General features: G+C 60.6%; 11 protein-coding genes. 1 reads left to right on the top strand and 10 read right to left on the bottom strand.

Annotated elements, in window-relative coordinates:
- Window positions 1–448: 448 nt before the first annotated feature.
- From ACZ9BE_RS11360 to ACZ9BE_RS11380, 5 genes are all read right to left on the bottom strand, one after another.
- Window positions 449–1,600, bottom strand: a complete 1,152-nt coding sequence (locus ACZ9BE_RS11360; RefSeq protein WP_041480377.1) for an acyl-CoA dehydrogenase family protein — start codon at window positions 1,598–1,600, stop codon at window positions 449–451.
- A gap of 3 nt (window positions 1,601–1,603) precedes the next feature.
- A complete protein-coding gene (locus tag ACZ9BE_RS11365) occupies window positions 1,604–2,710 on the bottom strand; it encodes an enoyl-CoA hydratase/isomerase family protein (RefSeq protein ID WP_476249421.1) in 1,107 nt (368 codons plus the stop codon).
- A gap of 239 nt (window positions 2,711–2,949) precedes the next feature.
- Window positions 2,950–3,636 (bottom strand): HPP family protein, encoded by a 687-nt coding sequence (locus ACZ9BE_RS11370; protein ID WP_375123707.1) that lies wholly within the window; start codon window positions 3,634–3,636, stop codon window positions 2,950–2,952.
- Between the two features lie 156 nt (window positions 3,637–3,792).
- Window positions 3,793–4,971 (bottom strand): MFS transporter, encoded by a 1,179-nt coding sequence (locus ACZ9BE_RS11375; RefSeq protein ID WP_476249422.1) that lies wholly within the window; start codon window positions 4,969–4,971, stop codon window positions 3,793–3,795.
- Between the two features lie 256 nt (window positions 4,972–5,227).
- Window positions 5,228–6,607 carry a UDP-glucose 6-dehydrogenase gene (locus ACZ9BE_RS11380; protein ID WP_476249423.1) on the bottom strand — a complete coding sequence of 460 codons (1,380 nt, stop codon included), beginning with the start codon at window positions 6,605–6,607 and terminating at the stop codon, window positions 5,228–5,230.
- Window positions 6,608–6,848: 241 nt separating this feature from the next.
- Here ACZ9BE_RS11380 and ACZ9BE_RS11385 point away from each other — a divergent pair, with 241 nt between their 5' ends.
- The gene (locus ACZ9BE_RS11385) at window positions 6,849–7,787 is read left to right on the top strand and encodes a site-specific integrase (protein WP_374046271.1); all 939 of its coding nucleotides are present in this window, start codon (window positions 6,849–6,851) and stop codon (window positions 7,785–7,787) included.
- 6 nt (window positions 7,788–7,793) lie between these two features.
- Here the strand turns inward: ACZ9BE_RS11385 and ACZ9BE_RS11390 are convergent, their stop codons facing one another.
- From ACZ9BE_RS11390 to ACZ9BE_RS11410, 5 genes are all read right to left on the bottom strand, one after another.
- Window positions 7,794–8,342 (bottom strand): PqiC family protein, encoded by a 549-nt coding sequence (locus ACZ9BE_RS11390; RefSeq protein WP_095180019.1) that lies wholly within the window; start codon window positions 8,340–8,342, stop codon window positions 7,794–7,796.
- 17 nt (window positions 8,343–8,359) lie between these two features.
- The gene (locus ACZ9BE_RS11395; RefSeq protein ID WP_252876296.1) at window positions 8,360–10,015 is read right to left on the bottom strand and encodes a PqiB family protein; all 1,656 of its coding nucleotides are present in this window, start codon (window positions 10,013–10,015) and stop codon (window positions 8,360–8,362) included.
- A 222-nt stretch (window positions 10,016–10,237) separates the two neighbouring features.
- Window positions 10,238–11,539, bottom strand: a complete 1,302-nt coding sequence (locus ACZ9BE_RS11400) for an NAD(P)/FAD-dependent oxidoreductase (RefSeq protein ID WP_476249424.1) — start codon at window positions 11,537–11,539, stop codon at window positions 10,238–10,240.
- A complete protein-coding gene (locus ACZ9BE_RS11405; RefSeq protein WP_476249425.1) occupies window positions 11,536–12,624 on the bottom strand; it encodes a polyamine ABC transporter substrate-binding protein in 1,089 nt (362 codons plus the stop codon). The genes ACZ9BE_RS11400 and ACZ9BE_RS11405 overlap by 4 nt, the downstream gene beginning before the upstream one ends.
- Window positions 12,625–12,778: 154 nt before the next feature.
- Window positions 12,779–14,137, bottom strand: a complete 1,359-nt coding sequence (locus ACZ9BE_RS11410; RefSeq protein WP_041480368.1) for a glutamine synthetase family protein — start codon at window positions 14,135–14,137, stop codon at window positions 12,779–12,781.
- Between the last annotated feature and the right edge of the window lie 68 nt (window positions 14,138–14,205).

A 14,205-nucleotide genomic window follows, 5' to 3' on the forward strand; every position in this document is an offset into this window, starting at 1 on the left:
TTCACAAGCCCCTCACCCTAGCCCTCTCCCCAGGGAGAGGGGACTGACCGCGTGATATGGGCGAATTACGCCGACCTGAAAGGTTGCCGCTGAATCCGTAACCGACTCGGTCGGCTCCCTCTCCCTGTGGAGAGGGGACTGACCGCGTGATATGGGCGAATTACGCCGACCTGAAAGGTTGCCGCTGAATCCGTAACCGACCCGGTCGGCTCCCTCTCCCTGGGGAGAGGGGACTGACCGCGTGATATGGGCGAATTACGCCGACCTGAAATGTTGCCGCTGAATCCGTAACCGACCCGGTCGGCTCCCTCTCCCTGGGGAGAGGGGACTGACCGCGTGATATGGGCGAATTACGCCGACCTGAAAGGTTGCCGCTGAATCCGTAACCGACTCGGTCGGCTCCCTCTCCCTGGGGAGAGGGTTGGGGTGAGGGGAAGGGCCAACGCCATTACAGCTGATAGTTCTTCAAATCCCGCGCAATCACCATCCGCTGTATCTCGCTCGACCCTTCATAGATCTGAGTAATCCGCGCATCGCGGTAGTACTTCTCGACCGGGTAATCCTCCAGATAGCCATAGCCGCCATGAATCTGGATCGCCGACGAACAGACCTTCTCGGCCATTTCCGATGCGAACAGCTTGGCCTGCGAAGCCTCGGACAAGCATGGTTTGCCCGCCGTGCGCAGCCGCGCTGCATGGAGGATCAGCAACCGCGCGGCGTTGATTTGCATGTGCATGTCAGCCAGCAGATTGGCAATGCTCTGGTGCTCGATGATCGGCTTGTCGAATTGCACCCGGTCTTTCGAGTAGGCCAGCGCCGCTTCAAACGCTGCCCGGGCGATGCCCAATGCCTGCGCGGCGATGCCGATGCGTCCGCCTTCAAGGTTGGACAGGGCAATCGCCAGGCCCTTGCCGCGCTCGCCGAGCAGATTGGCCTCGGGGATGCTGCAGTTGTTCAATGTCACCGCGCAGGTGTCGGAGGCGCGGATGCCCATTTTGTGTTCGGTGCGATCGACGATGAAACCCGGTGTGTCGGTCGGCACCAGAAACGCTGACAGGCCTTTCTTGCCCAAGTCCGGATCGGTTACCGCGAAAACGATCGCCAGTTTCGCCCGTTTGCCATTGCTGACAAATTGCTTGGCGCCGTTGATCACCCACTGGCCGTCGCGCAGTTCGGCGCGGGTGCGCAGGTTGTGCGCTTCGGAACCGGCCTGGGGTTCGGTCAGACAGAAGCAACCGATGGTCTGCCCACTGGCCAGATCGGCCAGCCAGGTCTGTTTCTGTTCGTCGCTGCCGTAGTTGAGCACCGGGCCGCAGCCCACCGAGTTGTGAATGCTCATGAACGCGCCGGTCGCGCCGTCACCGGCAGAGATTTCCTCAACCGCCAGTGCATAGGCGACGTAATCGACGTAGGTGCCACCCCATTCCTCGGGCACGACCATGCCGAGCAGGCCCAGCTCGCCCATCTTCGCCACCAGGGCGTCGTCGATCCAGCCAGCCTTTTCCCAGGCCTGGGCGTGGGGCGCGATTTCGCCACGGGCAAAATCCCGGGCCATGTCGCGGATCATCACTTGTTCTTCAGTCAGTTCGAGATCGTGCATGACTCAGCTCCCGCTCTCATCAAAACCATGGAAGAAACTCGCCACCTGCGCAGCGTCCAGCTCAGCGACGGTCGGCGGGTTCCAGCGCGGTGACTTGTCCTTGTCGATCAGCAGGGCGCGCACGCCTTCGATCAGGTCGCCACGGGCAAACCACTGGCGGTCCAGATGCAGCTCCAGCGCAAAGCAATTCTCCAGACTCAAATGTCTGCCGCGACGGAGCATTTCCAGGGTCACGGCCATGGCCAGCGGTGAGCGGGTTTCCAGCAGATCCGCCGTGGTGACCGCCCATTCGTGGCTGTCGGCGACGGTGACGGCGCGCAATTGCTCGTTCATGCTCGGCACGTCGGGCAGGGCAAAGAAATGGTCGATGGCCGGGCGCAACACTTGGAGGGGGGCATCGGGCAGAGTTTGCACGGCGTGCTTGGCCAGCAGGTTCTGCAGCGACTTGAGCGGCGTGTCCTGCCACTCCATCTGGTCGAGTTTCTCGTCGAGCAGCGCAAGTTTGCTGCTGTCCAGATACCAGTCAGCGAGGCCGCAGTACAGCGCATCGGCGGCGCGAATCTGCACGCCGCTGACGCCCAGATAAATCCCCAGCTCACCGGGAATCCGCGGCAGGAAGTAACTGCCGCCGACATCAGGGAAATAACCGATGGCCACTTCCGGCATCGCCAGACGGCTCTTCTCGGTGACCACGCGCAGATCGGCGCCTTGCACCAGGCCCATGCCGCCGCCGAGGACAAAACCGTCCATCAGGGCCAGCACCGGTTTGCGGTAGTGATGAATCGTCAGGTCGAGGGCGTATTCCTCGGCGAAGAAATCTTCGTGCAGCGTGTCGCCGCTCTTGTAGCTGTCGTACAGCGAACGGATATCACCGCCGGCGCAGAAAGCCTTTTCACCGGCACCGCGCAACACCACGGCGTGCACATCGGCGTCAGACGCCCAGGCATCGAGCTGCTGTTGCAGCAGACGCACCATGTCGAGGGTGATTGCATTGAGGCCCGCAGGGCGGTTGAGGGTCAGGTGGCCGATATGGTTGCGCACCTCGGCCAGCACGTCGTTTTGCATGGCATCCATGGACGGGGTCCGCCGGGATGAAGCCTGAGCTGTCATCAGTAACTCCCTGCTTTTATTGTCTTTATTCGAGAAGCCCGGGTGGGGGCGTTAGCGGATCGTAACAGTGCAAATTTGTCGTGTACAACGGGGATATGTGCAGGGGGAATCTGCGTTTTTCTCTTAGAGCCGCTGTCCGTGTAGGAGCTGACGAGTGCAACGAGGCTGCGATCTTTTGATCTTGTTTTTGAAATCAACAGATCGCAGCCTCGTTGCACTCGTCAGCTCCTACAAAGGGATCATCTGAACGTTTCGGTAATGCTGCGCCGCTTGGCATGCAGTTCGCTGGCGTGAATCAGGCGTTCGAGGTCTTCGGGGGTGACGTCGATGAAGGCTTCCATGTCGGCCAGCGCCAGTTTCAGGTCTGCGGCGGTGATCGCCTGGCTATCGATCGGGACCACTGGCGGAGCCGGGTCAGCAGCGCGTTTCGGATAGCGGATGCGGGTCAGGTTGTTATAGGCCAGCGCGCTGGCGAGCATGCACAGGGCGCCAAGCATGACCGGCTCCATGGCTTTCCAGTCCATGGCGATGGTTGCCGGGTCGGCCAGCACCAGCGTCAACGCCAAGGCACCGGCCGGTGGGTGCAGGCAACGCAGCCAGCACATGAGAATCACCGCCATGCCGGCAGCAAGGCAGGCGCTGCCCAGCGTACGGCCAAGCACATGGGCCACCAGCAAGGCGACCACGCCAGCACACAGGTAGCCGCCAAGAATCGACCATGGCTGGGCGAGGGCGCCCGAGGACACCGCGAACAGCAGCACCGCCGAAGCGCCGAGCGGGCCGACCAGGTGAAACGCAACGTCATGGCCGAACACCTGCGCGCACATCCACACGCTGAACAGCGTGCCCAGGGCCATGCCGATCGCGGCACGGCTCCATTCAGTAGGGCGGGTGTTGATGGCAGCGGGCAACCAGCGAGCAAGCATGTAGAACTGATCCTTTACAAAATCCGGGGCAAAAAAAAGGACTTGTCCGGCAAATCCGGAAAGCCCTAGAAGCGTTCCAACATTGGGGGAGGAACGCGCGTAGTTTGCCGATCAAAATCGATGCTGACAAATTCATATAAATGCAGTTTTAGTGCACTATTTTTGCATTGAAGCGGTGCGCCGAGCGCTGACGAAGCACAGATAACCGCCCAGCGCCGCCAAACCGCTCAAGGCGTAGAACATGCTTGGCGCAGGCGTGTGCATCAATAGAAAACCGCACATTACCGGGCTGGCAGCCCCGCCAAGCGCTGACAGGTTCTGCGCGCCGTAGTAGCTGCCGCGCAGTGCCTCCGGGGCGAGGGTGTCAACGAACAGGAAGTCAGCGGGGTAGATGATCATCTCGCCCAGGGTGAAGATGAACATCGCCACGCACCAGCCGAGCAGGCTGTCCGCAAGACTGAAACCGATCAACCCGACGATGAACAGCGCGGTGCCGCCGGCAATCCAGTGACGCAGGTGTTCGCGACTGAGCCAGCGACCCACCTGGTACTGCAGCAGGATCACCGTGATTGCGTTGCAGGCGAGCAGGGCGGCCATGGTGTCGAGCGTTTGTTGCTGGGTGTGGGTGACCAGCAGGTATTGCGACAGGTACAGCGTAAAGCGCCCGTGCACCAATGTGCTGAGCAGGCAACCGAGGGTGAACAGCACCATGGTACGGTCGTTTTTCAGGATCATCAGCGTGTTGAGGAAACTTTGCGGCGCATTGCCGGAAGTTATCGGACTGGCATCCCTGGTCGCGCCGAGCAGCAGAAAAATACTGCCAATGGCGATCGCACCGGCAACGATGAACGGCGCGGACGGCTGCACCCCGGCAATCACCACGCCAATCATCGGGCCGACGGCGTAGCCGATATTGGTCAGCGTGTAATTGAGGGAAAACGCCTTGACCCGCTGGCCCACCGGCAGGTTTTCACTGAGGATCGCCTTGCTTCCGATCAAGAACAGCGCCGACGCGGTTTCGCTGATGATTAGCACCAAGGTGACGACATACAGATTCTGCGCGAAGGTCAGCAGGATCAGGCCGATACCGCTGGAGAGCATGGCCAGGACCAGCAACTGGCGCTTGTCCAGCTTGTCGATGATGTAGCCACCGTACAGCGACAGCAATGTTGCGCTGAACACGGCGATGCCGAGCAGCAAGCCGACATCCTGCGGATTGAGGCCAAGCTTGTTGCTGAGGAACAGCGTCAGCAGCGGGTTGATCAGGGCGCGGCTGATGACCACGGTCAGCGAGCTGAGCATCAGCCGGCGGATGAACGGCGAATAGATGGCCACGGAAGGGGAATGTCCTTATTCGGGAAGCGTGGGCGAACGCCATCCTCTCTGGGCAGCCGCCACCGGTCAACCCCCATCGCCCCATGCACATTGTCCCTGTGGGAGCTGGCTTGCCAGCGATTGCGGTGTGTCAGGCAACATTTGAATCGGCTGATATTCCGTCATCGCTGGCAAGCCAGCTCCCACAGGGTCTGTGTGCAGTCCACTGCCATCACTGGCCACCAGCGAGCCACCAGCGAGCCACCAGCGAGCCAGTTCAAGCCACATCCGAAGCCGCGGGCCACTGCCGCAAGGTGATCGGCAACTTGCACGATTCACCGCGCCCCATCGGGAAATACTGAAAGCCATTGCGCGCCAGGCGCTCGGCGTCGTACAGATTACGGCCGTCAAAGATCACCGGGCTGTTGAGGCGCTGTTTGATCAGCTCGAAATCCGGGGCCTTGAACTGTTGCCATTCGGTGCAGATGATCAGCGCATCGGCGCCGGCCAGTACCGATTCCGGCGTCCCCATCAACGTCAGCTTCGACTCATCCGGATAGAGCTTCTGCGTTTCGACCATGGCCTCAGGATCAAACGCACGAACATTGGCCCCGGCAGCCCATAAATCTTCTAGCAGAACCCGGCTCGGCGCGTCGCGCATGTCGTCGGTGTTGGGCTTGAACGCCAGGCCCCACAGGGCAAAGGTCTTGCCGCGCAAATCGCCCCGGTAGAAGGCGTTGATGCGCTCAAACAGCTTGTGCTTCTGGCGCTGGTTGATCGCCTCGACCGCTTGCAGCAGATCACTGGAGCAATGTGCCTGCTCGGCACTGTGAATCAACGCGCGCATGTCCTTGGGAAAACACGAACCGCCGTAGCCGCAACCCGGATAGATAAAGTGATAGCCAATCCGCGTATCGGCACCGATGCCCTGGCGCACTGATTCGATGTCCGCGCCGAGGTGCTCGGCGAGTTCGGCGATCTGGTTGATGAAACTGATCTTGGTCGCCAGCATGCAGTTGGCGGCGTATTTGGTCAGCTCGGCGCTGCGCAGGTCCATGAACAGGATGCGGTCATGGTTGCGGTTGAACGGCGCGTACAGATCGCGCATCACATCGCGCACTTCAGTACCTTCGCAACCAATGACAATGCGATCCGGTCGCCGGCAATCAGCAACCGCTGAACCTTCCTTGAGAAATTCCGGGTTGGAGACAATATCGAACTGCAGCAGGCGGCCAATCTTGATCAGGGCCTTTTCGATGTGGCTGCGCAAAGCGTCGCCCGTGCCCACCGGCACCGTGGACTTTTCCACCACGATCAATGGCTGCTGGCGATGCCGGGCAATCGCGTCGCCAACCGACAGGACGTAGCGCAGATCCGCCGAACCATCCTCGCGTGACGGCGTGCCCACCGCGATGAACGCAACCCGCCCATGCAACACCGCAAGCCGCTCATCAGTGGTGAATTGCAGGCGCTGCGAATCCAGGCCCTCGCGCACCAGGCTGGCCAGCCCCGGCTCGAAAATACTGACGTGGCCCTGGCGTAACTGCTCGATCTTTTGCGCGTCGACATCCATGCACACGACGTCGTGACCGACCTCGGCCAGCACCGCCGCTTGCACCAGACCGACATAACCACTGCCAAACACCGTGATCTTCATGCCGCACTCCTGCTCGCAGTTCCCTGCACTGAACATAAGAGCGCGATGTTTCAGTTCGCCTACTGCTGAAGAACCAGCAAACAGACCGTTCGGGGAATGCCCGATTGACTTTTACCGCCTCGAACGGCAGGTTGTCGGCCTTTCGCGGTAACCCTTGTCATCGAGTCATGCCGTTTTTTGCGTTTCATTTCATGCATTTATTGTTTTTGTTGAATCGTTTTTTATTTCAAGGCCGTTTCGTTTGAGTGATTTGTCGAGTACCCAACCTGCATCGTCCACCAGCAATCCGCTGACCGTTTACCTGGCGCGACTGGCACCTTCCAGCCAGTTGACCATGCGTTATGTGCTGCAAGACGCCGCTGACCGCCTCGGTTTCGAGGACGTCGATATCGAAGAAATCCCCTGGCACGGCCTGCAACCGGAAGACGTGGTGGCGCTGGTCGCCGCTTTGCGTGCCGATGGTTATGCACCGAACACCTCGTCGCTGTACGTGAACGCCGTACGCGGGGTGATGAACGAAGCATGGCGCATGAGCCTGATCAGCCAGGATCACCTGCTGAAGATGCGGTCGGTCAAGGGCATAGCCGGCACGCGGCTGTCCCAGGGGCGCAACCTCAAGCGCACGCTGATTCATGAACTGATGGAGGTCTGCGCTGCCGACCCGCGCCCGCAGGGCCTGCGTGATGCGGCGGTGATTGCGCTGCTGTACGGCACCGGCATGCGCAAGTCGGAATCGGTGGATCTGGATCTGAGCCAGGTCGACTTTCACGAACGCAGCCTGACGGTGACCGGCAAGGGCAACAAACAGTTGATCAAGTACGCGCCGGCCTGGGCCTTTGCCAAGCTCGACGCCTGGCTGGAACTGCGTCGTTCACAGCTCAAGGAAGGCGAGAGCGACGATGCGTTTCTGTTCAACCGTATTCGCCGGGGCAGCCACATCACCCGCGAGCGCATCACCAAACACGCGATTTACTACATTGCCCGCCAGCGCGGTACGCAGGTCGGGGTGAAAATCATGCCCCATGACTTCCGTCGTTCATTCATCACCCGGGTGATCGAAGAGCACGACCTGTCGATCGCACAGAAACTGGCGCATCACAGCAATATCCAGACGACTGCCAACTACGATGTGCGCGATGACAACGAGCGGCGGCGGGCGGTGGATCGCTTCGATTTGTAAACGGTGTCAGGTCTGCGGCGGGCAGCGCGAGCCGCTGGCACCCTGCGCGATGTGCGCAGCGAGGCGTTTGATGTTGTTCTGTTGCGCGGTTACCAGTTCGTCGATGCTCGGCCCTGAAGGCGTCTGCAACACCGAGCGACAGCTCAGCAGGGCCGCGTCCGCCGCACCTAATGGGCGCACTCGCCATTTCACGTCGATCAAGGCGTACTGACCGGGAATCGAATCGAAGCGCTGCACGTCGATTCGCACGGAAGCGCGCTGCTGGCCGACGCCGCCGCTCAATTGATCGACCAGCGCACCGCGCAACTCATCGGCAAGGGTGGCGCTCCACCAATCGGTATCCAGGATGGCCACGCCGCTGTTGCCTTGGCGAATCACGATCTGCGCACGATCGACCTGCGGCGGCACACTGATGCTTTCGATGGCGATGTCGGCGCCGTTGCGGCTGGCACCCGGTTGCGCCGGGGTCAGCGTATGGAAGCTGATCGGGTCGCTACGGCACGCGGCCAGCAGCACGAGCGCAGCGAGCAGGGAGATCTTCAACGGTAAAACCATGGATGCAGCTCCTGTGCTCAATTGCGTGGCGGTCCTTTGAGGTCCAGCGGCGCGGCGTTGTCGGGGCGTCCGCGAATCAGCGACTCAGGGTGGCGACCGAGGTAATCCGACAGCTCTCGCAACGAGCGCGACATGCGCCCGAGTTCGTCGAGGGTTTCGGTCAACTGCTCACGTTGCGGTGAATCCTCGGCCAGGGTCGAATTGGCGGACTGCAAGGTCTTGCTGACGTCGGCGAGGGTGCTCTGTACACCCGGCAGAGTCCTGGCGTTGAACTGCTTCAGGCCCTTGCGCAGCTCGACCAGATTGCCGTCGAGGTTGCTGGCGATGCGTTCAACCGGCAATGCGTTGATCTTGTTGACCATCGCCTCGAGTTTTTCCTGCAATTGCTCGAGGCTGCCAGGGACGGTCGGAATGGTCACCGGCCGTGCCGTAGGGTCAAAAGCGACTTTCGGCGCTTTGGGGTAGAAATCCAGGGAGATATACAACTGACCGGTGAGCAGGTTGCCGTTGCGGGCCTGGGCGCGAAGGCCGTTTTCGATGAACGTGCCGATCAGGCGCGCGCCGGTGGCCTCATCGTTTTCGTCGCCATGGTAAGCCTTGAGCATTTTCGTGTGAGCGCGGCCCAGACGCTGCGGATAGATGACGATGCCGACATTCACCGGGAAGGTGCGCTTGACCTCGTCGAAGTCGAGATTGACTGCCACCACCCGGCCGATTTCAACTCCGAGGAACTCCACCGGCGCGTCAACCTTGAGCCCGCGCAAGGCTTGATCGAAGCGCAGCGCCAGATATTGTGCCTTGCCGTTTGGCGGGGCGAGGGCGGTGGCCTGGTCGGCGAACAGTTCGAAACCCTTGTCTTCACTGGCTGGCGAATCGTTGGGACTGTAATCCGGAGCGCGGAAAGCGATGCCGCCCACCAGCAGGGTCGACAGCGACTCGGTTTTCACCGCAAAGCCGTTGGCACCGACATTGATGTCGATGCCGCTGGCGTTCCAGAAACGGGTGTTTTCGGTGACGTAGGCGTCATTTGGCGAATGCACGAAGACTTCGATGTTGACCCCTTTGCCGTCCTGGTCCAAGGCATAGGACACCACTTGGCCAACCGGGATCTTGCGGTAATAGACGGGGGAGCCGATGTCCAGCGAGCCGAGGTCGGCGGTGTGCAGGGTGAAGCGCTTGCCCGGTTCGCCGTAGGTGATCGGCGGCGGGTTCTCCAGACCCTTGAAGTTTTTTGAGCGGGTATTGGCCTGGCCAATGTCGGCACCGATGTAGTCGCCCGACAGCAATGTGTCGATGCCCGATACCCCGCCGGCGCCGATGCGCGGACGTACCACCCAGAATTGCGAGTCCTCGCGGGTGAAGGCTTCGGCCTGCTTGGCGAGTTTGATCGTGGCGTTGACGTGTTTATGGTCGTTGGCCAGTTCAACATCGGAGACATGGCCGATGACTACGTTGCGGTACCTGACTTCGGTCTTGTTGGCGGTCAGGCCATCGCCGGTCTTGAAGGTGACGGTGATCGTCGGGCCTTCCTGGAGGATGTTGTGAATCACCAGCGAAATGCCCACCAGCACCGCCACGATCGGCACGATCCATACCAGCGAGATACCGAATCGGCGGGTTTTGATCGGCGCCTGACCGGGTGCTCGCGGCTCGTCGCTGGCTGACGACTTCATCCATGTCCTCCTCAATTAATCGGGCACTGAGCGTCAGGAACGCAAAAGCACTTCATCAATATAGAAGTGCTTGGCGATAGAGCAAATGTGTATAGCTGGCGTGGGACGCGATTGCAGTCCAGGAGCTGCCGAAGGCTGAGATCTTTTGATCGAGTTTGGGACGCGGAGCGTCCCGGGCTGCATTCCCACGCAGAGCGTGGGAACGATCAGTGTAAGCGCCTGTTAACCGAGCATTTCGCGCAGGCGATACCAGAACATGCCCAGCGCCAGCAGCGGCGAACGCAAGGCCGGGCCACCGGGGAAGGTCATGTGCGGCACGCTGCTGAACACGTCCATGCCCTGGCTGTGCCCGGCATGAATGGCTTCGCCCAACAACTTCGCGCACCAATGGGTGACGTTGAGGCCATGACCGGAATAGCCCTGCGCGTAAAACACGTTCGGGTGCTGCTTGAGCCGGCCAACCTGAGGAAAACGGTTGGCGGTAATGCCAATCTTGCCGCCCCATTGGTAGTCGATGCGCACATCGGCCAGTTGCGGGAACACCTTGAGCATTTTCGGGCGCATATAGGCGGCGATATCCGCCGGATCGCGCCCGGAATAATGACAAGCGCCGCCAAACAGCAACCGTCGATCAGCCGAGAGTCGGTAATAGTCCAGTCCGACTTTTTGATCGCACAGCGCCAGGTTCTGTGGAATCAACAGCGCGGCGCGGCTTTCGTCTAGCGGCTCGGTGGCGATGATGTAACTGCCGGCGGGCAGCACCTTGCCGCTGAGTTTCGGCTCGAGGTCATCCAGATGCGCGTTGCAGCCGAGCACCAGGCTGCCGGCGCGCACTGAACCCGTGGCGCAACGCACCTCGACGGTCGGGCCATGGAGAATTTCCAGCACCGGACTCTGCTCAAAGATACGCACGCCCAGCGATCCCGCGAGACGCGCCTCACCTTGCACCAGATCAAGCGGATGCAAGTGCCCCGAACCCATGTCGATCAATCCGCCGGCGTACACACCAGTGTCGACCACTTGCTGCCGGATCTGCTCCGGCCCGACCAGCCTGGTTTCGTGGGCATACTCGAGTTCGGCGAGACTGGCCTGTTCCTGCTTGAACGCGGCGAATTGCGCGGCGGTGTTGGCCAGTTCGCAAAAGCCCCAGCGCAGATCACAGTCGATGGCGTTTTCAGTGATGCGCTGGCGCACCAGCTCCACCGAATCGATGCCGGCGCGCTGTAAATAGCGCACGCCGTCCTGGCCGACGTAGCGAGCGAACCCCTCGACTTCATGACCAATGCCGCGAATCAGCTGACCACCGTTACGCCCGCTGGCGCCCCAGCCGATCTGTCGCGCTTCGAGCAGCACCACCGACAGACCACGCTGCGCCAGTTCAATCGCCGTGTTGACGCCCGTGAAGCCGCCGCCGATCACGCAGACATCGGCAATCAAATCTCCGTCGAGCGCCGCGTAGGGCGTGGTCGCCCGCGCAGAAGCGGCGTACCAGGAGCGGGTGTGTTGTGCGCTGTGCTGATTCATTTGTTCGACTTCACTTTGCTCCACGACCGGGTCATCAGACGCATGATCGCCTGGGGCGGGGTCGAGGAAATGTAGAGTTTGTCGAGCACCGACTGCGGCGGATAAACCTCAGGGTTGTTGACCAGTTCCTCATCCATGAACGGCTTGGCCGCCGGGTTCGGGTTGGCGTAGCCGACGGTGGCGCTGACCTTGGCGATCACCTGCGGATCAAGCAGGTAATTGATGAAGGCATGCGCCTCTTTGGCGTTGCTCGCGTCGGCCGGAATCGCCAGCAGATCAAACCACAGGTTGGCGCCTTCCTTGGGGATGGCGTAAGCGATATTCACACCGTTCTTGGCTTCCTTGGCGCGGTTGGCCGCCTGGAACACATCGCCGGAGTAACCGAACGCGACGCAGATGTCGCCATTGGCCAGGTCCGACACGTACTTGGAAGAATGGAAATAGGTGATGTACGGACGGATGCTCAGCAGCTTGGCTTCGGCCTTTTTGTAGTCTTCAGGGTTTTCACTGCGCGGATCCATGCCCATGTAGTTGAGGATGGCCGGGAAGACTTCGTCGGCGGAGTCCATCATCGACACACCGCACTGGCTGAGCTTCTTCAGATTCTCCGGTTCAAACAACACGGCCCAGGAATCGATGTGGTCGATGCCGAGCACTTGCTTGACCTTGTCGACGTTGTAGCCGATGCCGTTGGTGCCCCACAGGTAAGGCACCGAGTGCGCATTGCCGGGATCATTTTTCTCTAGCAATTCAAGCAGTTTCGGGTCCAAGTTCTTCCAGTTTGGTAACTGTGAACGGTCGAGCTTCATAAACGCGCCGGCCTTTACCTGACGGGCGAGGAAGTGGTTGGACGGCACCACCACGTCGTATCCGGTGCGGCCGGCGAGGAGTTTGCCTTCAAGGGTTTCGTTGGAGTCGAAGACGTCGTAGATCACCTTGATCCCGGTCTTGCTCTGGAAGTCGGCGAGGGTGGTTTCGCCGATGTAGTCGGTCCAGTTGTAGACGCTGACCTGGGGCTCGGCGTGGGCTGCTGCACTGAACAGCGCGCTCAGTGCGACCGGGAGTACGGATTTCATTAGACGCATATCGACACCTCTTGGATTTATTGGAATTCTCAGGCGCTGCACAATCCCATGTGGGAGCGAGCCTGCTCGCGAAAGCGGTGTTCCAGTCGACGTCAATATTGAATGTACTGACGTCTTCGCGAGCAGGCTCGCTCCCACAGGGACGGGCGCGCCGTCAGACGCTGAGCAGTAGAAATTCACGCTCCCACGAGCTGATCACGCGCTTGAAGTTTTCGTGCTCGGCGCGTTTGACCGCGACGTAACCGCGGACGAATTTGCTGCCCAGGTATTCGGCGACTTTCGGGCAGTCTTCCATCTGCGTCAGGGCTTCTTCGATGGTGATGGGCAGGCGCAGGTTGCGGCGTTCATAGGCCCGGCCTTCGACCGCCGCGCTCGGCTCGATCTTCTCGACCATGCCGATGTAGCCGCACAGCAGGCTCGCGGCAATCGCCAGATACGGGTTGGCGTCGGCACCGGGCAAGCGGTTCTCCACGCGCATCGATTCAGGCCCGGAAGTCGGCACACGCAGGCCCACCGTGCGGTTCTCTTCACCCCATTCGACGTTGACCGGTGCCGAGGTGTCCGGCAGGAAACGGCGGAACGAATTGACGTTCGGCGCGAACATCGGCAGCACTTTCGGGATGTATTTCTGCAAGCCACCGATGTGATGACGGAACAGCTCGCTCATGTTGCCCTCGGCATCGGCAAAGATCGGCTGGCCCGTCGCGATCTCGACCACACTCTGGTGCAAGTGCATGGCGCTGCCGGGCTCGTCGCCGATCGGTTTGGCCATGAACGTCGCGGTGACGTTGTGCTTGAGCGCTGCTTCGCGCAGGGTGCGTTTGAACACGGTGATCTGGTCAGCCAGATCCAGCGCATCGCCGTGGCGGAAGTTGATTTCCATCTGCGCCGGGCCGTCTTCGTGGATCAGCGTGTCGAGATCCAGACCTTGCAGTTCGCACCAGTCGTAGACGTCTTCGAACAGCGGATCGAATTCATTGGCGGCATCGATCGAGAATGACTGGCGACCGCTTTCCGCACGACCCGAACGACCCAGTGGTGCCTTGAGCGGCAGGTCCGGATCTTCACAGCGCTGGGTCAGGTAGAACTCCATTTCCGGCGCGACAATCGGCTTCCAGCCCTTGTCGGTGTAGAGCTGCAAGACTTTCTTCAGCACGTTGCGCGGCGACAGTTCGATCGGGTTGCCGAACTTGTCGAAGGTGTCGTGGATGACGATGGCAGTCGGTTCGATTGCCCAAGGAATGACATACACGGCATCGGAAACCGGCTTGCAAACCATGTCGATGTCAGCCGGGTCGAGCAGGTCGTAGTAGATGTCGTCGTCGACAAAATCCCCGGTTACCGTTTGCAGCAGCACGCTCTCCGGCAGGCGCATACCGCGCTCATGCAGGAACTTGTTGGTCGGTGCAATCTTGCCGCGGGCGATGCCGGTCAGGTCGCTGACCACGCATTCGACTTCGGTAATCTTGTGATCTTTCAGCCAGGTGAACAGCTGATCGAAAGGGGCGTTCATAAGGACCTCGTTATTGGTTTTGTAGACGCCGGGGAGGGCGGGTTTCATCTTCCGCCCCTTCCCCTGTG

The sequence above is a fragment of the Pseudomonas sp. TE9122 genome (assembly GCF_056278925.1).

Excerpts from the sequence above, each read along its gene's own strand:
- ACZ9BE_RS11370 (WP_375123707.1), bottom strand. The coding sequence starts at position 3,636 with ATGCTTGCTCGCTGGTTGCCCGCTGCCATCAACACCCGCCCTACTGAA.
- ACZ9BE_RS11405 (WP_476249425.1), bottom strand. The coding sequence starts at position 12,624 with ATGCGTCTAATGAAATCCGTACTCCCGGTCGCACTGAGCGCGCTGTTC.
- ACZ9BE_RS11400 (WP_476249424.1), bottom strand. The coding sequence starts at position 11,539 with ATGAATCAGCACAGCGCACAACACACCCGCTCCTGGTACGCCGCTTCT.
- ACZ9BE_RS11380 (WP_476249423.1), bottom strand. The coding sequence starts at position 6,607 with ATGAAGATCACGGTGTTTGGCAGTGGTTATGTCGGTCTGGTGCAAGCG.
- ACZ9BE_RS11395 (WP_252876296.1), bottom strand. The coding sequence starts at position 10,015 with ATGAAGTCGTCAGCCAGCGACGAGCCGCGAGCACCCGGTCAGGCGCCG.
- ACZ9BE_RS11390 (WP_095180019.1), bottom strand. The coding sequence starts at position 8,342 with ATGGTTTTACCGTTGAAGATCTCCCTGCTCGCTGCGCTCGTGCTGCTG.
- ACZ9BE_RS11365 (WP_476249421.1), bottom strand. The coding sequence starts at position 2,710 with ATGACAGCTCAGGCTTCATCCCGGCGGACCCCGTCCATGGATGCCATG.
- ACZ9BE_RS11410 (WP_041480368.1), bottom strand. The coding sequence starts at position 14,137 with ATGAACGCCCCTTTCGATCAGCTGTTCACCTGGCTGAAAGATCACAAG.
- ACZ9BE_RS11360 (WP_041480377.1), bottom strand. The coding sequence starts at position 1,600 with ATGCACGATCTCGAACTGACTGAAGAACAAGTGATGATCCGCGACATG.